At 64.6% G+C, this 23,424-nt stretch carries 21 protein-coding genes and 1 riboswitch; of the genes, 13 read left to right on the top strand and 8 right to left on the bottom strand.

Annotated elements, in window-relative coordinates; translation table 11 throughout:
- The first annotated feature begins 52 nt into the window (after positions 1–52).
- Both HMPREF3176_RS08115 and HMPREF3176_RS08110 read left to right on the top strand, forming a co-directional pair.
- Positions 53–1,432 (top strand): MFS transporter, encoded by a 1,380-nt coding sequence (locus tag HMPREF3176_RS08115; RefSeq protein ID WP_070459633.1) that lies wholly within the window; start codon positions 53–55, stop codon positions 1,430–1,432.
- Between the two features lie 77 nt (positions 1,433–1,509).
- A complete protein-coding gene (locus tag HMPREF3176_RS08110; RefSeq protein ID WP_070459630.1) occupies positions 1,510–2,433 on the top strand; it encodes a Bax inhibitor-1/YccA family protein in 924 nt (307 codons plus the stop codon).
- 79 nt (positions 2,434–2,512) lie between these two features.
- On the opposite strand, the gene HMPREF3176_RS08105 is transcribed toward HMPREF3176_RS08110, so the two are convergent.
- A complete protein-coding gene (locus HMPREF3176_RS08105; protein ID WP_070459681.1) occupies positions 2,513–3,508 on the bottom strand; it encodes a hypothetical protein in 996 nt (331 codons plus the stop codon).
- Between the two features lie 109 nt (positions 3,509–3,617).
- Positions 3,618–3,729: riboswitch (TPP riboswitch) on the top strand.
- Between HMPREF3176_RS08105 and thiM the strand changes: the two genes are divergently transcribed.
- The 6 genes from thiM to HMPREF3176_RS08075 all read left to right on the top strand — a co-directional run bounded on the left by thiM (position 3,712) and on the right by HMPREF3176_RS08075 (position 10,352).
- Entirely contained in the window at positions 3,712–4,590 is an 879-nt protein-coding gene (gene thiM / locus HMPREF3176_RS08100; protein ID WP_168161970.1) for a hydroxyethylthiazole kinase, read from the top strand. (Overlaps the previous riboswitch by 18 nt.)
- The gene (thiE, locus tag HMPREF3176_RS08095) at positions 4,587–5,282 is read left to right on the top strand and encodes a thiamine phosphate synthase (protein WP_070459627.1); all 696 of its coding nucleotides are present in this window, start codon (positions 4,587–4,589) and stop codon (positions 5,280–5,282) included. The genes thiM and thiE overlap by 4 nt, the downstream gene beginning before the upstream one ends.
- Positions 5,283–5,331: 49 nt before the next feature.
- The gene (gene thiD, locus HMPREF3176_RS08090) at positions 5,332–6,174 is read left to right on the top strand and encodes a bifunctional hydroxymethylpyrimidine kinase/phosphomethylpyrimidine kinase (protein ID WP_034371886.1); all 843 of its coding nucleotides are present in this window, start codon (positions 5,332–5,334) and stop codon (positions 6,172–6,174) included.
- Between the two features lie 4 nt (positions 6,175–6,178).
- Complete coding sequence (locus HMPREF3176_RS08085; protein WP_141742402.1) at positions 6,179–6,877, top strand: TenA family protein; 699 nt, start codon at positions 6,179–6,181, stop codon at positions 6,875–6,877.
- 58 nt (positions 6,878–6,935) lie between these two features.
- Complete coding sequence (locus HMPREF3176_RS08080) at positions 6,936–9,005, top strand: prolyl oligopeptidase family serine peptidase (protein WP_070459621.1); 2,070 nt, start codon at positions 6,936–6,938, stop codon at positions 9,003–9,005.
- A gap of 9 nt (positions 9,006–9,014) precedes the next feature.
- Positions 9,015–10,352 (top strand): alpha/beta fold hydrolase, encoded by a 1,338-nt coding sequence (locus HMPREF3176_RS08075; RefSeq protein ID WP_016663845.1) that lies wholly within the window; start codon positions 9,015–9,017, stop codon positions 10,350–10,352.
- 3 nt (positions 10,353–10,355) lie between these two features.
- On the opposite strand, the gene HMPREF3176_RS08070 is transcribed toward HMPREF3176_RS08075, so the two are convergent.
- Both HMPREF3176_RS08070 and HMPREF3176_RS08065 read right to left on the bottom strand, forming a co-directional pair.
- A complete protein-coding gene (locus tag HMPREF3176_RS08070) occupies positions 10,356–12,101 on the bottom strand; it encodes a DUF2079 domain-containing protein (protein WP_168161969.1) in 1,746 nt (581 codons plus the stop codon).
- Positions 12,102–12,581: 480 nt separating this feature from the next.
- Positions 12,582–14,606, bottom strand: coding sequence for a copper-translocating P-type ATPase (locus HMPREF3176_RS08065; protein WP_070459612.1), 2,025 nt, complete (start codon positions 14,604–14,606; stop codon positions 12,582–12,584).
- Positions 14,607–14,615: 9 nt separating this feature from the next.
- Here HMPREF3176_RS08065 and HMPREF3176_RS10445 point away from each other — a divergent pair, with 9 nt between their 5' ends.
- Positions 14,616–14,885, top strand: a complete 270-nt coding sequence (locus HMPREF3176_RS10445; RefSeq protein WP_070459609.1) for a hypothetical protein — start codon at positions 14,616–14,618, stop codon at positions 14,883–14,885.
- Here HMPREF3176_RS10445 and HMPREF3176_RS10105 read toward each other — a convergent pair.
- The 3 genes from HMPREF3176_RS10105 to HMPREF3176_RS08050 all read right to left on the bottom strand — a co-directional run bounded on the left by HMPREF3176_RS10105 (position 14,867) and on the right by HMPREF3176_RS08050 (position 17,038).
- Positions 14,867–15,076 (bottom strand): hypothetical protein, encoded by a 210-nt coding sequence (locus HMPREF3176_RS10105; RefSeq protein ID WP_083286330.1) that lies wholly within the window; start codon positions 15,074–15,076, stop codon positions 14,867–14,869. The two genes, HMPREF3176_RS10445 and HMPREF3176_RS10105, sit on opposite strands and share 19 nt — an antisense overlap.
- A 115-nt stretch (positions 15,077–15,191) precedes the next feature.
- A complete protein-coding gene (locus tag HMPREF3176_RS08055; protein ID WP_070435533.1) occupies positions 15,192–16,319 on the bottom strand; it encodes a sensor histidine kinase in 1,128 nt (375 codons plus the stop codon).
- Entirely contained in the window at positions 16,316–17,038 is a 723-nt protein-coding gene (locus HMPREF3176_RS08050) for a response regulator transcription factor (protein ID WP_016663850.1), read from the bottom strand. The genes HMPREF3176_RS08055 and HMPREF3176_RS08050 overlap by 4 nt, the downstream gene beginning before the upstream one ends.
- 403 nt (positions 17,039–17,441) lie before the next feature.
- Here HMPREF3176_RS08050 and HMPREF3176_RS08045 point away from each other — a divergent pair, with 403 nt between their 5' ends.
- The 3 genes from HMPREF3176_RS08045 to msrA all read left to right on the top strand — a co-directional run bounded on the left by HMPREF3176_RS08045 (position 17,442) and on the right by msrA (position 20,639).
- Positions 17,442–18,020: a CueP family metal-binding protein gene (locus tag HMPREF3176_RS08045; RefSeq protein ID WP_034371909.1), complete on the top strand. Its 579-nt coding sequence runs from the start codon at positions 17,442–17,444 to the stop codon at positions 18,018–18,020.
- 295 nt (positions 18,021–18,315) lie between these two features.
- Entirely contained in the window at positions 18,316–19,902 is a 1,587-nt protein-coding gene (locus HMPREF3176_RS08040) for an aspartate:alanine exchanger family transporter (protein WP_061210977.1), read from the top strand.
- Between the two features lie 56 nt (positions 19,903–19,958).
- The gene (gene msrA / locus HMPREF3176_RS08035; protein WP_070459606.1) at positions 19,959–20,639 is read left to right on the top strand and encodes a peptide-methionine (S)-S-oxide reductase MsrA; all 681 of its coding nucleotides are present in this window, start codon (positions 19,959–19,961) and stop codon (positions 20,637–20,639) included.
- Here msrA and larC read toward each other — a convergent pair.
- Both larC and HMPREF3176_RS10645 read right to left on the bottom strand, forming a co-directional pair.
- On the bottom strand, positions 20,636–21,094 hold the full coding sequence (gene larC, locus HMPREF3176_RS10390; protein WP_168161968.1) for a nickel pincer cofactor biosynthesis protein LarC2: 459 nt from the start codon (positions 21,092–21,094) through the stop codon (positions 20,636–20,638). The two genes, msrA and larC, sit on opposite strands and share 4 nt — an antisense overlap.
- Positions 21,087–22,040, bottom strand: a complete 954-nt coding sequence (locus tag HMPREF3176_RS10645; RefSeq protein ID WP_305790912.1) for a nickel pincer cofactor biosynthesis protein LarC — start codon at positions 22,038–22,040, stop codon at positions 21,087–21,089. The genes larC and HMPREF3176_RS10645 overlap by 8 nt, the downstream gene beginning before the upstream one ends.
- A 26-nt stretch (positions 22,041–22,066) precedes the next feature.
- Between HMPREF3176_RS10645 and HMPREF3176_RS08025 the strand changes: the two genes are divergently transcribed.
- Positions 22,067–23,401 carry a lactate racemase domain-containing protein gene (locus HMPREF3176_RS08025; protein ID WP_141742401.1) on the top strand — a complete coding sequence of 445 codons (1,335 nt, stop codon included), beginning with the start codon at positions 22,067–22,069 and terminating at the stop codon, positions 23,399–23,401.
- Positions 23,402–23,424: the final 23 nt, after the last annotated feature.

The raw sequence follows: 23,424 nt of genomic DNA, 5'->3' as shown, positions 1-23,424 counted from the left end.
CCGAGGGAGCGCAGCGGATCGGCTCACCCGTCATCTCCCGCGAAGGACTCTCGTGCGCCCCACTTCTTACGACACCCTGACGCCATTTCAGCGTGCATTCGCCCTGTTCGCGATCGCGATCGGCGGGTTCGGTATCGGCTCGAGCGAGTTTGTGTCGATGGGCATCCTGCCAGACATCGCTCATTCGCTGCTTCCCGAGCAAATGGCCGTGAATCCCGAGCACGCCATCGCACACGCTGGCTGGGCGGTGAGCGCTTACGCCTTCGGCGTTGTCGTAGGTGCCCCCACGGTGTCGCTCCTCGGCGTGAAGATCGCCCGGCCAAAGCTCATCATGCTGCTCGCGCTCGGGCTGCTTGTGGGGTCGGTGCTGTCGGCGTCGATGCCCGTCTTCGGCCTGCTTATTCCGGCACGGTTCCTGGCGGGCCTTCCGCACGGCGCCTTCTTTGGCGTAGCGGCGCTTCTCGCTGCCGACGTCATGGGGCCGGGTAACCAAGGTAAGGGCATCGCGCTTGCCCTGATGGGGCTCACGGTTGCCAACCTGCTTGGCGTCCCGCTGCTCACGGCCTTCGGCCAGCAGCTCGGGTGGCGAACCGCGTACTGGAGTGTGGCGGGCGTGTTTGCCTTGTCGATCCTGTTGCTGTTCCTCGCGATCCCGCCGCAGGAAGCTCCAAAGGGGCGCAGCATCAAAGACGAACTCGGGGCGTTTAAGCAGCCACGCATGTGGATGGTCATCGTGATCGAATGCGTGGGCTTCACGAGCTTCTTCGCGATGTACGGATACATTGCCGATGTCACGGTGAGCGTTGCCGGTATCGACAAGCTGCTCATCCCCGTGATCCTCGCGCTCGCGGGTGCGGGTATGACGCTCGGCAATTGGATCGCGGGGCACCTCACGGACTGGTCCTACCGCGCGAGCCTGTTCATCGTGTTCCCGATTTTTATTCTGATGTTCATACTGCTCATTGCGCTGCGAGAAAACCCGGTGGGCTTCGGCGTGGGTGTGTTCCTCGTGAGTGCGACGAGCTCGATCACGAGCCCGCTCATGCAGGCGTGGCTCATGACGAACGCCGGCAAGTCCGTCACCCTCGCGGCCGCCTCACACCACGGCGCATTCAATGTCGCGAATTCCCTTGGCGTCATGTTCGGTGGGTTCATTCTGAGCGCCGGCTTCGGGTTTTCCGCGGTGCTCTACCTCGCGGGCGGCCTCGCCCTGTTCGGCATGGTTGTGACTTTCGCGGGTCTGTGGATCGATCGCGATGGCGTGCATGACATCAACGCCCTCAATGATGAGAGTGAAGATACGACGTTCGGCGTGAGCATTTTGCGAACGCAAACGGGAGAGATGGTCGCGATTGCGGCAGGTGCGGCGGGTGAGAGCGTCGCGCTCGAGGCCGACGATGCCTACCTCGAATCGCATCACCGCGAGGAATAGTGCGTCTCTGAAAGTCGTTGGAATAACCGTAACTAGACTGTGGGCACGTAGCGATGCCCTCGAGAAAAGGACACCCTGTGGCGCGAAACAACGCAATCTTGAACAATAGCCCCGCTTTCCGTAATTCCGGCGGCTATGCTCCCGCTCCGGAGTACAACCAGGCCCCGGGCACCCAGCAGCAGTGGGGTCAGCCCCAGCAGCAGGCGCCGGGCTACCAGGCTCCCCAATCCCAGCAGGCTGGCTACAGCCCGGCCGATCTTGAAGCCATGTACAACCGCCCGGCCGCAACCGGCTTTGACACGGGCCGCATGACGTGGCGCAACACCATGAACGCGATCACGGCGACCTTCGGCGTGATCATCGCCGTCGCGTTCGTGATCATGATGCTCCCGACTGTCACGGCGCTCGTGATGGGAACGGAGGAAGGCCGCCAGATCGGCTTCGCTTTCGCGTCGATCGCCGCGATCGTTGGCGCTATCGGAAGCTTCGTGACCGTTCTCGTGAACGCGTTCAAGAAGACGCCGAGCATGTGGGTCACCCTCGCCTACGCCGTGTTTGAGGGCCTGCTCCTCGGTGGCATCAGCCTGTTCTTCGAGACGGTCTACCCGGGCATCGTGCTCCAGGCCGTGATTGGCACTCTCGCCGTCGCCGGCTCGATCACCGTTCTTTTCCGCATGGGGAAGCTGCGTACGAGCCCGAAGCTCACGAAGATGTTCCTCATCGCCTTCGGTGCCTACTTCGTGTTCACGCTCGTGAACCTCGTGCTCGTCCTCCTCGGCGTGACTAACCTCCGCACGGGCATGCTCGGCGTCGTGATCGGCTTGGTGGCCGTGGCGCTCGCGAGCTACAGCCTCGTGATGGATCTCGAGGTGATCCGCAACGGTGTCGATAGCGGCGCCCCCAAGGCCTATGCCTGGACGGCGGCCCTTGGCCTCGCCGTGACCGTGGTGTGGATGTACACGGAGATCCTCCGCATCCTCGCGATCTTGCGCGACAGCTAACCGCACATAGCAAGAAACGGCCCGGGCCCCGTGAGGGGCTCGGGCCGAACTCATTTCCGGGGAGTTGCGGGTCCGACGCTTACTCGGTGACCTTGAGGGTGGCGATAGCCTCTTCGAGGCCCTTCACGTGTTCGGGGTGGTCGGCGGCAACGTCGGAGACGAGTGCGCTTGGCCCCTTGGGAGTCTCGACGACGATCGCGGTGACGATCGAGGCGTTTGTGGTGCGCAGCCGTATCCCCTTCGACTTCGGGTCGAAACCGTAGGTTGCCTGGACGATCCACGCGGGCCTTCCGTCGACGGTCGTCGATTTGCTCGTGTAGTTCGTGATCTTCGGGTTGTCGCCGAACTGCTCGACAACGTTGAAGTGCGTGGCGTAGCACTGGAACATGGCGATGGCCATCTGCTCGGTGCCGGGGTAAGGGCCTTCGACATCTTCTTGCCACTCGATGCGGCCCACGGTGACGACGCTGTACCAAAACGACTCGACTTGCTTCGAATAGGCGCCCGTGTCGTAGAGGTACGGCACGTTTTCGTTCTGGTACCACTCCGAATCCCAGTTCTTGGGAACCGTGTATTCGAGGCCTCCGCCCTTGATGGTGTTCCCGCTCTGGGTGCGCGACACCGTCGGCTTCGAGGACATGAGGCACTGTGTTGTGGGGGCCTGCGTGAAGATCTCGGGTGGCGGCTCGTTCGGGGCGGCTGGCGTGGGCTGCTCTTCCTTGTTGTTGGGGTCGCCCTGGGTGTTGACGCCGACGGTCGAGCCTTCTTTGGCGATGGGTTCTTTCTCGATGCTGCGCATCGCGACTTGCGAGACGAAAAGGCCCAGGGCGGCAATGAGCGCGATACCGCCGATGACGACTCCGATGACGGCTTTGCGTGAGCTGTTTTCCTCACTGCTGTCATGTAGCTGGGCGTTGAGGGCTCCGCTCGGATCATCTCCCCACCCGGAAGCGCCGCTTGCACCGGCGCCGTCGGACCTCCCACTGCCCGTGCCAGCCGAGCCCGCGGAGAAATCGGGCAGGCGAGGCTCGTGCGGGCTCTCCTGGCCCGGGTCGCTCTGATCGGGTGTGCTCACGCGCGTCCCTTTCCCTTTCGCCAACGTCTCATGTCGTCGCCCTTATTCTCACACTCCTTGACTGCGGCGGCTTTCAGAAGGTGTCGACCCAGGTAGCGATAGGGTTGTACGGCGTGACTCGGGGTGTCCCGGGGCCCGATTGCGGGTCCTGAGGGCTGAGATCAAACCCGTCGAACCTGCTCTGGAAACCTACCTGCGAAGGGATGTCACTCGTGACGCAGTCATACGCCGCCGGCATCGACACAGCCGTAAACGCCATGCGCGAGGCCGCACCGCTCGTGCATTGCTTGACGAACACGGTCGTTCAAAACGTCACCGCGAACGTGTTGCTCGCCGCGGGCCAGGCTCCCGCGATGGTCGATCACCCGGGTGAGGCTGCCACGTTCGCCCAGATTGCGAGCGGCGTGCTGATTAACACCGGCACGGTCGCGCCGCACCAGGTTGAGTCGATGCCGCTCGCGGCAGAGGCGGCTGTGAAGGCGGGCGTGCCGTGGGTCCTCGATCCCGTGGCGATCGGTGCGCTCGAGGTTCGAACGTCGCTCGCGCACCGCCTGCTTGAGCTCGCGCCTACGGCGATCCGCGGCAATGCGTCGGAGATTTCCGCGCTCGCGGGCCTCGGCGCGGGTGGTCGTGGCGTGGATGCGACCGATTCGGTGGACGACGCCTTGCCTGCCGCCGCATCCCTCGCCGAGCGTACGGGCGCGGTCGTTGCCGTCTCCGGCAAGCGCGACCTCATCGTGTGGGACCGCGAAGGCGACATCCGCGCGCTCTGGCTCGAGTCCGGCCATGACCTCATGCCGCGCGTGATCGGTACGGGCTGTGCGCTCGGCGCGACGATGGCCGGCTACGTGAGTATCGCTCCGGCACTTGAATCTCTCTTTTCCGACGCCGCCTTCGCCCCCGTCGATGCGAAGGCCCTCGCGGTGCTGAGTGCCCACGCGCACTTCGGTGCCGCTGGTCAGCTCGCGGGTGAGCGCGCCTCGCGCCCCGGTTCGTTCGCGGTCGCGTGGATCGATGCGCTCGATGAACTGAGCGGCGCCGACATTGCCGCACGCGTGCGCGTGACCGAGGCGTCGGCATGAACACCTCCGCTTCGCGCGAGCGCGCGGCGAAAGCCGACTGGGCGCTCTACTTCGTGACTGACTCGGCGATGGCAGGCGGTGCCGATAAGGTACCCGCCCAGGTTGCCGAAGCGATCGAGGGCGGCGCCCACGTAATCCAGGTGCGAGATAAGGACCTTGATGACGACGCCTTTGTCGAGCTTGCGCGCCAGGTGCGCGACGTGGCCCGCGAGGTGGGGGAGCAGCACGGCCGGGAGATTACGGTCATCGTCAATGACCGAGTGGACGCCGCCAGAGAGCTCGGTCTCGACGTTCACGTGGGTCAGGGCGATATGCCGGCATCCCAGGTGCGTGAACTCCTCGGCGCCGAGGCGATCATCGGCGTGAGCGTCTCGAACGCCGAGCAACTGGAGGCGGTGATTGCCGAGGGGCACGCCGACGTCGTAGGCATCGGCCCGATCTGGAACACCGCGACGAAGACGGATACGGACCCCGCCGTGGGTCTCGAGCAGCTCGCCTCTCTCACCACGCGTGCACACGAGGCCGGTATCGTGGCGGTGGCGATCGGAGGTATTTCGATTCGCAACGCGAGCGAGGTCGCAGCCACGGGCTGTGACGGTATCTGCGTGGTTTCGGCGATCGCCGGATCCGAGGACCCCGCGACCTCCGCGACGTTTTTGCGCCGCGAGTTCGTGATGAACCAGCCGCTCTAAATTCTTCAGCCCATTTCAAATGTGAGCTGTTTTCAAGGAGGACAACACCATGCGCCCACCCATTGCACTGACGATCGCCGGAAGCGACCCGAGCGGCGGCGCCGGTATCCAGGCAGACCTTAAAACGTTTACGGCGCTCGGCACATACGGCTGCGCCGTTCTCACGTCTCTCACCGCCCAGAACACGCAGGGCGTGGACGCCGTGTTTACGCCGCCCGCCTCCTTCGTGCGCGAGCAGCTCACGACTTTGCTTGACGACGTTTACGTCGATGCCACGAAGATCGGCATGATTCCTAACGCCGAGGTTGCCGAGGTTATCGCGGATGTCATCGAGGAGCGCCGCAGCGATTTCGGCAAGATCGTGCTGGACCCCGTGATGGTGGCGACTTCGGGCGACATGCTGATGGGGGAGGATGCCATGGAGATTCTCCGTGATCGCCTCCTCCCGCTCGCCGACGTTCTCACGCCCAACATCCCCGAGGCCGCGCTGTTGCTCGGCGAAGACCCGGCGACCGACGAAGAAGAAATGAAGGAGCAGGGCCTCAAACTCATCAATCGCGGCCCGAAGTCAGTTCTCGTTAAGGGCGGTCATCTTCGCGGATCCGCGCTCGTCGACGTGTTCGTGCAGCTCGGCAACGTCGTGGACGTTCTCACGGGCGAGATGATCAATACGCGCAATACGCACGGCACCGGCTGCACCCTTTCGTCGGCCATCGCCGCGCAGTACGCGCGTGTGGCGGGCGGTGCCGACGCGACCGACATCGGCGTCGTGGCAAGTGCACGCGAGTTCCTCCAAAGCGCGATTCTTCACGCGAAGGAATGGGAGCTCTCGAAAACTCCCGAGAGCGGCCACGGCCCCACCAACCACCTCATTACCGTTCAGGGGGTGTGAGAGCGTGGTACTCATTGAGCCCGCGGGCCCGCACACGGCCCGGATGTGGGAGGAAACCAAAGACATCCGTGCGCGCATCGACGCCCTGCCGTTCCTCGCCGAACTCGGCGCCGGCACGCTCGATCCGGAAAAATTTACGTTCTACATCCAGCAGGATGCCCAGTACCTCGTCGCGTACCAGAAGACGATGACCGCTATCGCTCGCCAGACGCCAGGGGCAGATGAGCTTCGCTTCTGGGCGAAGTCAGCCGTCGGCGCCATCGCCGAAGAAAAGGTGATGCAGGAAGAGCTCTTCACGAACGACATCCTCGCCGCCCACCGAGTCGAAGGACTCGGGATGAGCCTGCACACTGCGGCCTACAGCAACTTCCTGCTCGCGAGCGCCACCTACGACACATACGCGGTTGCCGCCGCGGCCGTGCTCCCGTGCTACTGGATCTATGCCGAATCGGGAGTTGCCGTTCTTGACGCAAGCAAGGGCGCGCTCGAGGGGCACCCCTACGGTACGTGGGTCGAGGCGTACGCCGACGAAACGTTTACACGGATTTCTCGAGAGGCCGTGCAGCTCGTCGAAGAAGCGTGCGATGCTGCGGGAGAAGCCGAACGCGAACGCGCGATCGAAGCGTTCCGGCAGGCCACTCGCTTCGAGGAGCTGTTCTGGACTCAGCCCATGGACGAACCTGAGGCGCGCATCCTTATTTGAGCTGGCGCGGCTAGGCTTGCTCCAGAACACATCACCGCAGTGGGAAAGAGGAGACACCATGAGCGATCCGCATCTGTGGCTCGAGGACATCACCGGTGAGAAGCAGCTTGCCTGGGTGCGCGAGCGCAACGCCCGCACTGAAAAAGACCTCGACGCCGATCCGTTCACCGCTGAACTCGAAGCGGAAATCCTCGAGATCCTCAACGCGAGTGATCGAATTCCCGGCGTCACTAAACGGGGCGACTTCCTCTACAACTTTTGGACAGACGCCGAGCATGAGCGCGGTGTGTGGCGCCGAACGACCCTCGACTCCTACCGCACCGAGAACCCCGAGTGGGAAACCCTCATCGATGTCGACGCCCTCAACGTCGCGGAAGGCGAGGACTGGGTGTGGCACGGCGCCCACGCGCTGCGTCCCGCCGAAGGCGCGCCCTATCGCCGCTTCCTCGTGAGCCTCTCGCACGGGGGAAGCGATGCCGACGTCACGTTCGAATGGGATCTCGAGACCCGCAGCTTCGTGCCGGAAAGCGAAGGCGGCTTCGTGCGGCCCGAAGCGCGCGGCTTCGTCTCGTGGATCGACGAAGACACCGTGTGGGTCGGCACTGACTTCGGCGAGGGGACGCGAAGCAATTCTGGTTACCCGCTCCAGGCGCGGGTGTGGAAACGCGGCACGGCTCTTGCCGACGCCACCCTTGTTTTCGAGGGCGACGCGCAGGACATGCTCGTCTACCCAAGCCACGACCAGACCCCCGGTTTCGAGCGCGACTGGGTCACGGTCATGCACACCTTCTACACCTCGACCACGTATGCCGTGGCTCGCGAAGGTGACGAGTTTCAGCTTCTCAAAGTTGACGTCCCAAGCGACATCGACGTGAGCTTCCACCGCGACCTCGCGATCCTGAGGCCGCGCAACGAATGGGTGACGGGAGGCCACACGTACGCCGCCGGCAGCCTGCTCGCGTGCGACTTCGACGCATTTATGGCGGGAAACCGCGACTTTGACGTCCTGTTCGACCCCACCCCCACGACTTCGCTCGACGGTCTTACGATCACGAGGGACTACCTGGTCGTGACCGTCCTCGACGACGTCAAGCATCGCTTGGTCGCCCACTATCAAAACGGCGATGGCAGCTGGGAGCGCGAGGACCTCTACCCCGAACTCACGGGCTCGCTCTACGTGGCCGCCGTCGATCCCGACGAGAACAACGACGTGTGGATCACCCGCAACGACTTCCACGTGCCCGCAACCCTTTGCCTCGCGAGCCTTGACGGGATCCGCGAGGGCAGCGGCGCGGGCGAAATCGAGACGATCAAGACGACGCCCGAACGCTTCGACGCGAGCGACGTCACCGTTACCCAGCACTTCGTTGACAGTGCAGACGGCACGCGCATCCCATACTTCGAGATTGCGAAGGCCCAGGCCACCGTCGGACCCCGCCCCACCCTGCTGTATGGCTACGGGGGTTTCGAAGTGTCGCTCACCCCGGTCTACCTGGGCGCGACAGGCAAGGCATGGATTGAACGAGGCGGCGTGTACGTGCTTGCGAACATTCGAGGTGGCGGCGAATACGGGCCTGCATGGCACCAAGCTGGACTCAAAGAAAACCGCCACAGGGTCTACGAAGACTTCTCGAGCGTGGCGCGCGACCTCATCGATCGCGGTGTGACCGATGCGAAGCACCTCGCCGTGCGCGGCGGCTCCAACGGCGGCCTGCTCACCGGCAACATGCTCACGCAGTACCCCGAGCTGTTCGGCGCCGTCGTGATCCAGGTGCCGCTTTTGGACATGAAGCGCTACTCGCACCTTCTCGCGGGAGCGAGCTGGATGGCCGAATACGGCGACCCCGACACCGACGACTGGAACTTCATCAAGACCTTCAGCCCGTACCACCTGCTGCGCGATGACGTCGAGTACCCGCCCGCCTTCGTGCTCACCTCGACCCGCGACGACCGCGTGCACCCCGGCCACGCCCGCAAATTCACGGCCGCGCTCGAGGAGCTCGGCGCCCCCGTCAAGTACTGGGAAAACATCGAAGGTGGGCACGGCGGCGCCGCGTCCAATGCGCAAGCGGCACGCATGAACGCACTGGTCCACGCCTTCCTGTGGGCAACCGTCGGAAAGAAATAATCACCGCGCATGGACCTCTACGATCGCCCAGCCGCGAACGAGCTTCTCGCCTCCCGCAATGACGTGATGACCGTCTACCGGGAGTTCGAGAACTCCGAAGGGCGCCTATTCCCGCTCAGGTATGTGCGGGCCGGCTATCAGTCCGAGCTTCCCACGATCATGGTCCTTCCCGACGGGCCGGGCGTTGCGAGCGTGTTCCCGTACGAAATTCTGCGGCGCGACATGGTCAAAAAGGGACTCGACGTCATCATGATGGAGCATCGAGGCGTCGGCATGAGCCGCGCCGATGCGCAGGGCAATGACCTTCCCGTTGGCGTGATGAGTGTGGAGAACGTGCTCGACGATGTGCGTGCCGTGCTCGACCACGCGCAAGTGCCGCGCGTGGTGCTGTACGGAACCGGGTACGGTGCCTACATTGCGCAACGGTTCGCGCTGCGTCACCCGGAGCGCGTGTTTTCCATGGTGCTCGACTCACCGTTTACGGGCGTGCGCGACGGGCGCGCCCTTCGCGAACTCATGCGTGACCTGTATTGGCGCGGAACGTTCGACGCGACCGAATCGATTGCCCGCGCCGTGCGGATGCTCGTCGAGCAGCGCGTCGTCCCCGTCGATGAGACCGGCGTTGTGCTCGCTGCCGTCCACGAGTATGGCGGCGTGAATTCGGTGCGCGATCTCGTCGATCTCCTCGTGCAGGGGCGCGGGCAGCTCGCGTGGGCATCGATTCACCAAATCATCACCGGCCGCGAGTGGTTCAACACCACGCCCTACGTGTATGAAAACGACCTGGCTGGCCGCATTTCCGCGACCGAACTCGGATTTGCTGAGGCCAGCGACGGCAAGCCGCTCGACCCACTCACCGTATACGCGCGTCGCGCCGCACAGTTCCCGCCGTTCACGGGGGAGAGCTTTGACCTTGAAACGGCGAGGCGCTCAATCACGACTCCCACGCTCGTTGTGGGCGGGGCGCGTGATGTGATCGTGCCGCTGTGGCGCTCGCGCCTCGCAGCCGACGAAATTCCCGGCGCCCACGTCGGATCCGATCCGTCGAATCCGAGGCTGCGATTCATCTCCGCACACAACGTCGGCCACGCCCTCATCGACTCGCACATCGAGCTTTCTGTCGTCGCGATGCGCTGGGCCGCCGCGGGTGCGATTGATGCCCTCCTCGATCGCGACATCAGTTCGCTCAATCGCAGCGTGCGTAACGAGGCCTACGGCCGCGGCATCCGCACGGCGCTTCTCGCCGAGCAGTATTCGCCGCTCAAACTCTGGTCGGTTCGCTCGCTCGCCGCGGGGCCACTCGCCTCCGCCGATGCCCGCGGACCTCGAGGGCTCACTCGCCGCTAGGACTCACTCGCTTCTAGGGCCGCCCTGGCACGCGACCTGCACGTAAGAGTTCGCAAACACGAGTTCGTACGGCTCGCGCGCGCTCGTGATGACGCGCGCGCCGTTGAGGTGTTCAGGTTTTGCGTTTGCATTCGCAGGCCACTTCGCATTTGCCCACGCGGCCCAACCGCCGGGGAACTGCTCCTGCTCGCGCGCCCCGTACACGCCCGCGACGCATTCGGGTGCCCGCTTCGTCTCGCCGTGCATCCACTGCACATCGTTTGTCGCCACGAGCGGGGCCATCAAGCGAATGTCGCTCGCGACCGTCACGCCCTTGGGCACATGCGCCTGCCCCTGTCGAGCGGCATTGGCGAACTCCGAATTCGGGTTGAGCGCCCCGGTTGCGATCCACGTGAGGGGAAGCGAGGTTGCGAGATACGCGGTCGACAGGATCGAGAGGGCAACGCCGAGGCGTTTCGTCCACAGCTGTGCTTTTTGCGGCGCTAGCGGGCGTTCGCGCAGCTCAGCCAGATGCGTGAGCGCAGCTCCCCGCACGTGCGGGAGGGTCGCAAGGAGCGCCGCGAACGCGATCGGCATGAGGAACGAGTTGTAGTGCCACTGCCAGGTCCAATAGTGCTCGACGGAGCCGAGGAACCGCCAGGCAAGCGTCGGAAGAAGACCGAGCGCAAGTGGACTCGTGACCCCCACGACGCCCATGAACGCCACGAACATGAGCACCGTTTGCCACTTCACGAGCGGCGTGAAGGCCTGCGTGAGCGGCGCAAAATTCTCCGTGTACACGTACGCGCTCGCGGGGCTCAGCGCCGGCAAAATCACCCAGGTGGCGAGGACAAACCACACGAGACCCCACGCGGCAAGCAGCAGCGCGTAGCGGGGTTTCTTTTCCGACGTTAGCCTCGCAACCGTCGCGCGGAGCCTCTGCGAGGGGCTTCCCGCTTCGAGCCCCGGAGTGCGCCACATCCACGCCATTGCGAAGCCGAGCATCATCACGGTGAGCCCCAGATCTTCCTTGACGAACACGAGTGCGCCGATCCACAGGAGCGCGGCCTTCGATCGGTTCTCGAGGAAGGCGGCGAGACCGAATGCCACGAAGAGAACGGCGAACGCATACTCGTGAAACTGCACGTTCTGGCTACCTTGAAGCCCGAAGGAGAACGCGTAGCCGGCGCCGGCAAGCATGCCGAGCCGCGGACCGAGTTTCGCCATTGCGACGCGCGTGAGTGGGTACACGCTCGCCCCAAACAGCGCGGCCTGCGCCCACAGCAGCACGGCTGGCGATGGCCACAGCCACCACAGCGGTGCGAGCAGGATGAGGACCGGGTGGAAGTGGTCGCCGAGTAGGTTGAAGTTATCGCCCTTGATCGGAACGATCGGGGCATTGACGTGCGCATACTCCTTGACGGCTTCGGCGAAGATGCCCAGATCCCAGCTCGGGAAGAAGTACGAATCCCACTGGAGCATCGAGAGCCACCCGTAGAGCGTGGTCGCCGCGAGCGCGAGGCCGAGCGGGGCAAGGCGGCGTGGGTCGAGAATCGTGTCGAGGACGGCATCCGTGCGGGTCTTCGTTGCCCTGTGTGTGCGTGCCTTTTCGCTGAGGCGCGAGCTACCGGGTGCCGAGTCAGTCGTAGATTCGTGCCCGCTCGTGGTCTCGTCCGCGCGGGGGCTATCGGCTGTGGTGCTTACGCTGGCGTGGGATCTTTTCGCGGTCGGCTTGTGCGAGCTCGTCGGCTCTAGGGGCGAAGTCGTCACGCGCCCCATTGTGCCAGGCATGCGCTTCGACGGGACCGTTTTCACGATGCGCATGCAGCTAGACCCGGCTCGTGGTGGTCGGTTCTTAGCGTTGGGAGCGCCCTCGTTTCTTTTCCGCCCCCCTTGCCCCGCTTCTTGCGCTAGTTCAAGCGGCGATTTTCGCTCTAAGGTGGGGGACACCACCCAACGCCCAATCAAAGCTGCCCTGCCGGCAGACCAGGGCGGCCGTGTGAGTATCGGACAATAATGCGTAGTCCTCCAAGGGTCTGGACACAGGAGCTTTCCCCTTTCCTCAGTGGTGCGACCAGAGGGAGAAGAAACATCCACCCCGGTGCACCCGCTGTGGTGACAACGACCCATCGCCCGCAGCAGGTGGCAATCGTTACGGCTATCTCTCTTTGGCGAGAGCGGAAAGAACAAGGGGGCGCTTCATGGTGGAGCCTTCAGGGTCATATGGGGGCAGTGGAGAGAAGTGGTGGATCAGTGGACGGCAGTGGATGCCGGAGTAGGCGTGGTGTGTTCCTCCTTCGACTCGGTCGGAGCCAGGTGAGCCGGATCCAGATCAATGCGGCGCAACAGCTGGGCGTTCAGGGCCACCACGATGGTCGAGGCAGACATCAAGATCGCGCCCACGGCCGGGGACAGCACGAATCCGATCGGGGCGAGCACTCCAGCGGCCAGCGGCACGGCAAGGATGTTGTAGCCAGAGGCCCAGATCAGGTTCTGGATCATCTTGCGGTAGCTGGCCTGGGACAGCTCAATCATCGACAGCACTGCCCGCGGGTCATCACTGGCGAGGACCACCCCGGCAGATTCCATGGCCACATCCGTGCCAGCACCGATGGCGATACCGACCTCCGCGCGGGTCAGGGCGGGGGCGTCATTGACACCGTCACCGACCATGGCCACGCTCAAACCCCGGTCCTGAAGCTGCGTGACCTTGGCGTCTTTGTCCTGGGGCAGGACCTCGGCGAAGACCTCATCAATGCCTAAGTCCTGACCGACAGCGTGGGCCACCTGCTGGGCGTCGCCGGTGATCATCGCGACCTTCACCCCGCGGTCCTGCAGGGCTTTCACGGCGGCGCGGGATTCGGGGCGGATCTTGTCCTCGACGGCCACCGCACCGATGATCTGACCGTCGCGAACAATATGGAGCACACCGGCCCCACGCCCGGTCCAGGCGCTGGTGGTGTCGGTGAGCTCGGCCGGGGTGGTGAGATTGAACTCGCGCAGCATGTTCGGCCCGCCCACGAGGATCTCAGCGCCATCGACAGTGGCCCGGACCCCCCGGCCGGAAGCGGCGCTGAAACCAGTTGCACGGATGTGCCGACGGGAGGCCTCGGGATGGGCGGCCGCGGCCGCCACGATGGCGCGGGCTACGGGGTGCTCGCTGTCGGCCTCCGCGGCGGCGGCCAGGGCCAGCAGCTCTCCCTCAGTGACGCCGACAGCTGCCGCGACACCGGTGATCGCGTGCGCACCCTCGGTCAGGGTGCCGGTTTTGTCGAAGAGCACCACGTCGATGGTGCGCATCCGCTCGAGCGCCATCCGGTCCTTGATGAGCACCCCGGATTTCGCGGCGCGCTCGCTGGAGATCGCAATGACCAGCGGAATCGCCAGGCCCAGGGCATGCGGACAGGCGATGACCAGCACCGTGACCGTGCGCACCACGGCATCGTCCGAACTGCCGATGATGGTCCACACCACCGCGGTGATCAGAGCGGAGATCAGCGCGAACCAGAACAACAACGCCGCCGCCCGATCCGCCAGGGCCTGGGCCCGGGAGGAGGACTCCTGGGCGTCGGCAACCATGCGTTGGATCCCGGCCAGGGCGGTGTCCCCGCCGGTAGCCTCCACCCGGATGCGGACGGTGTTGTCGGTGGCCACGGTACCGGCGACCACCTTGTCACCGGTGTCGCGGAAGACGGGACGGGATTCGCCGGTGATCATCGCCTCATCGAATTCGGCGGCTCCGTCGAGGATGGTTCCGTCGGCCGGCACCCGGGCACCGGCCCTCACCAGCACGACGTCGTCGACGACCAGCTCGGAGATGGCCACGGTGCGGGTGGTCCCGTCGATGACTTTCTCGGCCTCATCCGGCAGCAGGGCAGCCAGCGCGTCAAGCGCGGAGGACGCGGCACCGAGAGCGCGCATCTCCAGCCAGTGGCCCAGCAGCATGATGGTCACCAGCAGCGCCAGCTCCCACCAAAAGTCCAGGTCAAAACTGCCCAGCCCCAGAGTGGTGACCCAGGAGGCGACAAACGCCACGGTGATGGCCATGGCGATCAGGAGCATCATCCCGGGTTGGCGGGATTTCAGTTCTTTCCATCCGCCCTTGAGGAAAGGCGTTCCGCCGTAGACGAAGATGATCGTGCCCAGCACCGGGGGGATCCAGGTGGATCCGGGGAATGCCGGGAGGTGGTAGCCGAGCAGGTGGGCGACCATGGGGCTGAAAATAACGACGGGAATGGACAGAATCAGCGACCACCAGAAGCGGTCGCGAAACATTGCGGTGCTGTGTCCGGTGTGTTCGCCGTGACCATGAACGTGGTGGTCTTCGTCCAGGGCGGAGTGCGGGTGATCGTGGGGCATCGCCTGGCCGTGGGTGTCGGCATCTGCGTGGTGTTCGTGGCTGGCGTGATCCGGGTGGTAGGTGTGGTCTGTTTCCGGAGCGGGGTGATCATCATGGTGATCGCTGGAATGGTGGGGAGTGCGCATGACGTTCCTTCCGCTCAACCCGGTCGGGTCGAGATGATGGGTAAAACTGATCAGGATAAGACGGTGTAGCCCGCGTCCTCGATGGCCCGGCGAACCATCTCCGGAGGTACGACACCGGTGACCTGGTAGCTAGGGGAGGACCCCCCTGCTGACGAGTCGCTGGCGGCAGGGATGGAGGCGGTGTCGGCACGTGAGGCAGGTCCGCAACAGCTGCAGCCGTGGGAGGCCATCGGCAAGAGGTGGGGCGGGGAGGTGATCATGGGAAAGCTCCTTCGGGTCGGTGGGATGCGGCGATACTGCTCTCGAGCGTATACCCCCCCGGGGTATATTTTCAAGGGGGGGGAGGGAACGGCCCTCACGCGGGACAGGGTGTGGTCACCGCGCAGCCTCCTCACTGTCGGGAGGGGACAGCGGGAGGCGGAGGGCAAACACCGCTCCGCGACCGGGTCCGGGGGAGGTGGCGGTGAGAGTGCCGCCGTGGGCCTCGATCAATGCCTTGGAGATGGTCAGACCGATACCGGCCCCGCCGTCGTCCCGGCTGCGGGCGGCATCCCCCCGATAGAAGCGTTCGAAGATGTGTCCGAGCTGGTCAGGTGGGATGCCCTCGCCGTCATCGGCGACGTGGATGAGCGCGGTGGACGCCCCCTGCTGGTGGACGCTGATCCGGACATGCCCGCCGGCCGGGGTGTGCCGTAGCGCGTTCGACAGGAGATTGCTCATCACCTGGCCGAAGCGTTGCCGGTCCACGAGCACCCGGGCGGTGTCCGTAATGGTCTCGACCTGTAAATCGACGCCTTTGTCAGCATAAGCTTCCCCCGCGGCAGCAGCAGCGGTATGGAGCAGATCCCCGAGCCCTTCCTCCGCCAGGTCCAAATCGATCCGGTGTTCCTGGGCCCGGGAGACATCGTCGATGTCTTCCATCAACCGGGTCAGGCGGGTGAGTTGGTCAGCCATGATCGTGTGGGTGGCATTATTCCAGTCCACGACCCCGTCCTGGAGACCATCGAGGTAGACCGTGAGCACCGATAAGGGGGTGCCCATTTCGTGGGCCAGATCAGAGAGCATCTGGCGGCGGACCTGTTCGGTGTGTTCCAGCCGGTCGGCCATGGTGTTGAAGGCATGCGCCAGGGTGGCGACCTCGGGGCCTGCTTCTCCGGCGGGCACGCGGATACGGGAGTTGCCGGCCGTCAGGCTGGTAGCGGCGCGGGTGAGATCCTGCAGGGGGGTGCGCAGGCGACGCGATAACCACAGGCTGGCCAGCAGGGCGCTGATCAAGGCGGTGGGCAGGGCGACGGCCAGGGTGATCAGGTTGGCGTCCCGGTAGGCCTGCTCGGCATGGAACAGCTCCAGCGAGGGGTCCTCCGGGCCGGTCATCAACATATGATCATGGAACAGGGTCGGGCCCACCATCGTGGCCACGGTCACGGCCACCAGCAGGCTAATCACCACGATCAGCACCTGGGCGGTCAGGAAGCGGAAGGTCAGGCCGGGCCCGTGATTCATGGCTGCCCCACCCGGTAGCCCACGCCACGCACGGTGTCGATAAACCCCCGGCCCCGGGTGTCGGTGCCGAGCTTGCGACGCAAGTTGCCGATATGGACATCGACGATGCGTTCATCACCGACCCACGTGGTGTCCCAGACCTCGGTGACCAGGTCGCGGCGGGTCAGCACCTGGCCGGGGCGCAGGGCCAGGGCAACCAGCAGCTCGAACTCCGTGCGGGTGAGTTCCACGGTCGTCTCCCCCACCTGCACCCGATGGGCGACAGGGTCAAGGAAGAGGTCACCAACGATCAAGGGGGTGGTCACCTGCGGTGGGGTGGTGCTGGTGCGCGGGCGGCGCAGCACCGCATGCACCCGGGTCACCAGTTCCCGGATACTAAAAGGTTTGGTGATGTAGTCATCCGCCCCCAGGGTCAAACCGCTGATCTTGTCGTCCTCGCTGCCACGCGCGGTGAGCATGAGGATGTAGCAGTCCGAGAAGGTGCGGATCCGTCGACACACCTCCAGACCGTCGAGTTCGGGCAGCCCCAGATCCAGCACCACAACATCGGGGGAAAAGCGACGGGCCTCGTCCACCGCCTGGGTGCCGGTGTGCGCCTGGCGGGTATCGAAACCGGCCCGGATGAGGTAGGAGGCCACCATCTGAGCCAGGGGTTGTTCATCATCGACGACCAGCACCCGCCTCGGGGGCGTGGCGGTGGTCGGTGTGCGGTCAGCCATAGACCCCAGCATCGCTCCGGCCAGGAGGGAATGCCACCCTCGCTCAGTGCCCGGCGGGGAATCTTCATCGAATCTTCAAACATCACCCTTCGACCGCCGTCACCCCTGTGCCCCACCCCGGGCCGGCGGCATCGCCTCCCCTGGTCGGTTCAGCAGGCGCCACCAGGGATTTCACTGCCTGCATCGCATACCCGGGGTGGGTAGAAGGACATCGCCCACGGCTGTGGGGTGGTGTCTCGGTGGTGACCCAGCCCACCGAATTCACCCCCTTTTCGCCCTGTTATAAGGCTGTGAACAGGGTTTTTGATTTCTAGTCCGTCAGGCATCCGTGCAAGATGAAGGTATGGCATCAGCCTTGAGGCGGTGTCTTCTCACGGTCTTACCACGATCCAAGGAGATTGACGTGAAAAAACGAGCAGCGATCGCAACCGTCGCCCTTGCCCTCGTCCTCGCGGGGTGTTCGGCCGCCGACCCGGAACCCACCGCCAACGAGACGGTGTCCCAGGATACATTCCTGACTACCCATGGCCTGGCCGACATGGACGCGGTGGAGATCATTGATCACCTCGACCGGCAGAAGGTCAATGAGCGTCCCACGGATCTGATCGCCTCGGTGCGTGCCGATGAACTGCTGCTCTCGAGTGATGACCAGGAGGTCGTGGTCGATCTTCCCGACAATCAGACGTATGTCTCGATCGCACCCTATCTCACCTCCACCCACGACTGCTTCTACCACAGCCTCACGACCTGCCAGGGGGAACTCGCCAATGAGGATATCCAGGTCACGATCACCGATGAGGCGACCGGTGAGGTGCTGGTGGACGAGACGACAACCACCTTCGACAACGGGTTTATTGGCTTCTGGCTTCCCGATGATGTCACCGGCCTGATTGAGGTCAGCTACCAGGGGCGTACCGGCACCGCGGAATTTTCCACCACCGACGACGGTGCAACCTGTGTCACAGACCTGCGCCTGACGTGATGGCGCAGTCGGCGATCGGCCAGCAGTTCGCCGACGCCGCCGAGGGGGGGCACGGTGGGTCAGGGGGTGTCCCCCGAGTAGTGGACACCCCTGGCGCGTCATGAGCGCATCCGGCTCCGACGCTACCCCGGCAACCGTCGGACCGTGCACGTGCACGCATGTGCGCAGCCGAAGGTGAAGAAAAGCGCAAAGACACCACCGAATCAGGCTGGATAACGTGGTTGTCTACACCTTGAGGGTGGGGGAGAAGGGCAAGAGCGGGCGCACACGGCCACCAGTGCCTATTGTGGGAAATATGATCGACCTGCTCGTGAGCTCCCCGCTGCTGACCCTCATCGTGACGATGGCACTCGGCACCCTGGTCGGCGCAATCCCTTTCGGCCCCCTTAAATTTGGGCCGGCTGGCGCACTGTTTGTCGGGCTCGCGATCGGTGCCCTCGACCCGCGTCTCGGTAGCGACCTCGACCTCGTGGAGTCGCTCGGCTTGGCGCTCTTCGTGTACACGATCGGTATCGCCTCGGGCGCATCGTTCTTCAGGCAGCTCAGGGCACAAGGATCACTGCTCGTGGGTGGGGTGCTGCTCCTCGGGGTCCAAGCGGCACTGTCGATTGCGGCGGGTTACCTTTTCGGTTTTGGCGGCCCGATGGCAGCCGGCATGTTCGCCGGTTCCGGAGCGGCGACGCCAGCGCTCAGTAGCGCGAGTGCGATCGTGCCCGGGGAGACTGCTCCTGCGGTGGGCTTCGCGATCGCGTATCCGCTCGCCGTCGTTCTCGGCATGCTCATTATTCCGCCGATCACGCGCTCGAAAATGAGCGGGAAAAACGATCCGTCGTCAGTGTCCGCAACGGACCTTCTCGACATCACCGTCGAGGTCGAGCGCACGATGAAGATCAGCAAGATCCCCGGAATTGCCTCACTGCCGGGCAAGGCCGGCGGCGACCTCCGGATTTCTTACCTGCAGCGCGGCGACGAGATTCGCGTTGCTCACCCTTCGGAATCTCTGCACGCGGGGGACCGGGTCCTCATGGTCGGCGTGCCCGCCGCGGTCCACGAGGCCGCAAAGCTCCTCGGGCGCGAAAGCGATACCCACCTCGCGAACGACCGTACGAAGGTCAACTTCCGCCGCTTCATCGTCTCGAACCCGCAGCTCGCTGGTCGCACAGTTGCCGATCTTCACGTGCCCACGCGTTTCGACTCGATCATCACGCGCGTGCGCCGCGGTGATACGGATATGCTCGCCCACGCCGAAATGACCCTTCAGCTCGGCGACCGCGTGCGCGTTGTCATGCCGCACGATCGACGCAAGGAACTCACGGAGTTTTTCGGTGACTCCGAAACTCGCATCACCGAGGTTGATTTCTTGAGCCTCGGGCTCGGGGTTGCCCTCGGCATCATCGTGGGCTTCGTGTCGCTCTCTATCGGCGGGGCAAAGCTTGCGCTTGGGAGTGCGGCGGGCCCGCTCGTCGTAGGGCTCGTTCTCGGATATATGGGTCGCACAGGCCCGATCGTGTGGACTCTGCCCACGAGTGCAAACCTCACCATTAGGCAATTTGGTCTCTTCATGTTCCTGGCATCCGTCGGACTCAAAAGCGGCCATGCCTTCGCCGGGACCGCGTTCTCCGTGACGGGTGTCCTCGTGGGGATCGCGACCTTGCTGACCCTCGGCATTGCACTGCTCGCCCTGTGGGGAGTGGGGGCCGCACTCGGTCTCAGCGCGGCCCGAACCGCGGGTGCCGTCGCAGGTTACGTGGGCCAACCGGTGTTGCTCAATCACGTGAAATCGTTCGTGAACGATGAGCGAACCGACCCCGGCTATTCGGCGATGTTCGCTGCCGGGATGATCGCCAAAATTCTGTTTGCTCAAGTGATCGTGCTCCTCTAAGGCATTTTTGCGCCTTCGCACACCGCCCCTCCAGCCCCGGCGCGTAGGTTCATCCCATGATTCCATTTCTCGAGATCATGAACGCGCACAAAAAGATCATGGTGAAGCCCGAGGACGCGCTCGCAGGTCGCGATGACTACCCCTTTCCGCTCTCGCGCGACCACCTCGTACTCGGCACCGACATGCTCGGCGAAGGGGCGCCGGAAGGATCTGGCGAACTGCTCCTCGCCGGCGGCTGCTTCTGGGGTATCGAACGCATCATGTGGCAGATCCCGGGCGTGTGGACTACCGCGGCCGTGTATGCCGGTGGATACACGCCCCACCCCACCTACGAAGAGGTGTGTTCGGCTAAGACCGGTCACGCCGAGGCCGTGAAGGTGATCTACGAGGATGAGCATGCGCTCCTGCGTGTGCTCACCGAGTTCTGGCAACAGCACGACCCGACGACCGAGAACCGCCAGGGCAACGACATCGGAACGCAATACCGAAGCGCGATCTTCTGGACTGATCCGGCGCAAGAGCGCGTCGTTCGCTCCTCCCTCAATGCGTACCAGGAAGCGCTCACCGCCGCCGATCGCGGCACCATCTCAACCGCGGTAGCGCCGCTGAGCGAGGCGGGTGCCGGCACCTACTACTACGCCGAGCCCGAGCACCAGCAGTACCTCGCGAAAAACCCAGCCGGCTACTGCAATCACGGCTTTAATGGCGTCGCGTGTTCCCTCGAGGGCGCCGTTTAAGAGTCGATGGCCTCCCGGGCGCGCCGCAACGCTTCACGCTCGGTGACGCCAAGTTGGCGGGCGAGGGTCTGCACATCACGAAATTCAGGTCCGACGGTGGCCACGGAACCGTCGGACCGCACCGACACCTTGACGGCCACTTCCACGCCCTCAATCTCGACTTTCTCAAACCTGCGCGTAAGAATGCGCCGGTCGAGCGGGGCGTACCGCACGCCGAGTGAGCCGGTGAGGTCGAGGAGGAGGTCGGCGAGGCGAATCTCCTCGCCCTCACGGGCGAGCGCGTGAACGGTTACGGCGGGGCGGCCGTGCTTCATGATGATGGGCGTGAGCCAGCAGTCGAGCGCGCCGGCCTCGAGCATCGAGTCGATGATGCCGGGCCACAGGCGAGGATCGGCGTCGTCGACGTTGGCTTCGAGCTGGATGACTCGCGCGGGCGTCTCGTGGGCGTCACGCATGCGGATAGCTTTCCCCGAGAAAGATGCGCACGACGTTGGGGCGTCCCGGCGTGTCTTTTGTTCCGGCGCCGATGCCGACGGCGCGCGTCACCATGCCCGGCATGGGGCCGTAGCTCGTCGCGAGGCCGCGCATGAGGGCAACGCCCGTGGGGGTTGCGAGTTCGCCGATGCCTGGGGCGACGCCCGACGGGGGCGCGGCCGCCGCGTGCGGGCCGCCCGCGGCGTGCTCGGGCAGCGGGTGTTCGTGATCGTGCTGGTGACCGTGCTCGTGACCGTGCTCGTGATCGTGCGCATGAGGGTGCGAGTGGGCATGGCCGTGGTCGTGACCGTGCGGGCGGGGAGGCAAAAGGTCGCCGGCGACCGTCGGCCACCCCTCGGCGAGGTAAGCCGTTGCGGGAACCGGCACCGGAATATCACCGTGAGCGGCGCGGATGCGGCCCGAGCCGACGGCGATCGTGCTGCCCGTAGCCTCACCGATCCCGAGTTGGCGCCACGCCTCGCATGCGCCGATGACGTCGGCGATCGAATCGAGTGCGCCGACCTCGTGGAAGTGGACATCCTCGGGATCGATGCCGTGAGCGCGGCCCTCCGCTTTGGCGAGCATGCCAAAGACGCGCAGACCGAGGTCGATCGTGCGTTCGGGGACTGCCCCTCGTGCACTCTCGAGCATGTCGCGGATCGAGGTCCACGTGCGGTGCGGCGGGTTTTCGACGAGCAGTTCGACGTCTACTTTGAGGCTTCGCTGCCCGCAGCGGTCAACGGTGCGTTTCGCGAGCTTTACGGAGCCGGGGATGAGGACATCGAGCACGGATTGGACGCGCTCGAGGTCCGCTCCCGCGTCGATGAGGGCTCCAAGCAGCATGTCGCCCGCGATCCCTGCGGTTGCGTCGATCCATGCGATCGAGCCGGAGGGGGAATCAATGTGGAGGTCGTCGCTATGTCCCATGGCAACCGATTGTAATCCGCGCGATAATGGGCAATATGAGCGAACGAGTTGATCACGTGAAGCCCATTCCCGCATCTTTGGTGAGCGCCGCCGCTCGCATCGGCGGCCCCGACGAGACGCTCACCGACGAGCAGATTTCGAGATTTGTCGCCGAGCAACTCGCGACAGCCGATCTCGACGGCAAGCGCGTGTGCGTGATCATTCCCGACGGCACCCGCTCCGTGCCGCTTCCTCGCGTGATGCCCGCCGTTCACGACGCGCTCAAGAACCGCGCTTCGCACATCACGGTGCTCATTGCGCTCGGCACGCACGCCGCAATGAGCGAAGAGAGCATCGAGCGGATGCTCGGCGCCGAGCGCGGAAAGCTCAAAGACGCGTACCCCGCGTTCGAGATCCGCAACCACGAATGGGACAACGACGAGGAGATCGCCGACCTCGGTGAGATCGGTGCCGACACGATCGCCGAGCTCACGGGCGGGCTTCTCACGGATGTTCCCATGCGCGTGAACATCAATCGCCACGTCGTCGAAGCGGACGTCAACCTTATCGTCGGCCCCGTGTTTCCCCACGAAGTCGTGGGATTCTCAGGCGGCAATAAATACTTCTTCCCCGGCTGCTCCGTGCACGACGTCATCGACATCTCGCACTGGGTGGGGGCGCTCATCACGGCGAGCCGCATCATCGGTGCGCTTGGCATCACACCCGTGCGAGAGCTCATCGACGCGGCAAGTGCACGCATCGAGACGACCAAATACTGCCTCGCGATGGTCGTGCGCTCCGCGAGCAGCGACCTCCACGCGATGAGCTTCGGCAGCCCCGAGAGCGCGTGGGCCGCGTGCGCGCAGATCTCGGCTCACACGCACATCCGCTACGTCGAAAAACCGTACAAGCGGATCGTCGCGATCATGCCGGAGATGTACGAGGACATCTGGACGGGGGCAAAGGGCTTTTACAAGCTCGAGCCGGTGTGTGCCGACGGTGGCCAGGTCATCATCTATGCCCCGCACATCACCGAGGTTGCCGCCATGCATCCGGGCCTTCGCGACATCGGCTACCACAACATCGAGTACTTCACGAAGCAGTGGGACCGCTTCAAGAACCACCCGTGGGGCGAACTCGCCCACTCGACGCACGTCACGGGCCTTGGCACGTACGACCCCGAGACTGGCGAGGAAAACAACCGCGTGCGCCGCGCATTTGCGACGCAGATCCCGCCCGAAGTGTGCGAAGAGTACAACGTCGAGTACGTCGATCCAGCGTCACTCGATCTCGAGGAGCTTCGCCGCGACCCCGACACCCTCGTCGTCGATCACGCTGGTGAGGTGCTCCATCGCCTCGCGAGTGAGCGGCAGGCCCTGTGAGCGTGCACGAAAGCCCGCTCCCC

The sequence above is a fragment of the Dermabacter sp. HMSC08H10 genome (assembly GCF_001807585.1).
GTDB lineage: Bacteria > Actinomycetota > Actinomycetes > Actinomycetales > Dermabacteraceae > Dermabacter > Dermabacter hominis.
Note: the sequence above shows the minus strand (reverse complement) of the source record. Positions and strands in the feature narration are given on the sequence as shown.

Coding starts and splice junctions, on each gene's coding strand:
- thiM (WP_168161970.1), top strand. CDS start 3,712: ATGTCACTCGTGACGCAGTCATACGCCGCCGGCATCGACACAGCCGTA.
- thiE (WP_070459627.1), top strand. CDS start 4,587: ATGAACACCTCCGCTTCGCGCGAGCGCGCGGCGAAAGCCGACTGGGCG.
- thiD (WP_034371886.1), top strand. CDS start 5,332: ATGCGCCCACCCATTGCACTGACGATCGCCGGAAGCGACCCGAGCGGC.
- HMPREF3176_RS08080 (WP_070459621.1), top strand. CDS start 6,936: ATGAGCGATCCGCATCTGTGGCTCGAGGACATCACCGGTGAGAAGCAG.
- HMPREF3176_RS08075 (WP_016663845.1), top strand. CDS start 9,015: ATGGACCTCTACGATCGCCCAGCCGCGAACGAGCTTCTCGCCTCCCGC.
- HMPREF3176_RS08065 (WP_070459612.1), bottom strand. CDS start 14,606: ATGTTTCGCGACCGCTTCTGGTGGTCGCTGATTCTGTCCATTCCCGTC.
- HMPREF3176_RS10105 (WP_083286330.1), bottom strand. CDS start 15,076: ATGATCACCTCCCCGCCCCACCTCTTGCCGATGGCCTCCCACGGCTGC.
- HMPREF3176_RS08055 (WP_070435533.1), bottom strand. CDS start 16,319: ATGAATCACGGGCCCGGCCTGACCTTCCGCTTCCTGACCGCCCAGGTG.
- HMPREF3176_RS08050 (WP_016663850.1), bottom strand. CDS start 17,038: ATGGCTGACCGCACACCGACCACCGCCACGCCCCCGAGGCGGGTGCTG.
- HMPREF3176_RS08040 (WP_061210977.1), top strand. CDS start 18,316: ATGATCGACCTGCTCGTGAGCTCCCCGCTGCTGACCCTCATCGTGACG.
- msrA (WP_070459606.1), top strand. CDS start 19,959: ATGATTCCATTTCTCGAGATCATGAACGCGCACAAAAAGATCATGGTG.
- larC (WP_168161968.1), bottom strand. CDS start 21,094: ATGCGTGACGCCCACGAGACGCCCGCGCGAGTCATCCAGCTCGAAGCC.
- HMPREF3176_RS10645 (WP_305790912.1), bottom strand. CDS start 22,040: ATGGGACATAGCGACGACCTCCACATTGATTCCCCCTCCGGCTCGATC.
- HMPREF3176_RS08025 (WP_141742401.1), top strand. CDS start 22,067: ATGGGCAATATGAGCGAACGAGTTGATCACGTGAAGCCCATTCCCGCA.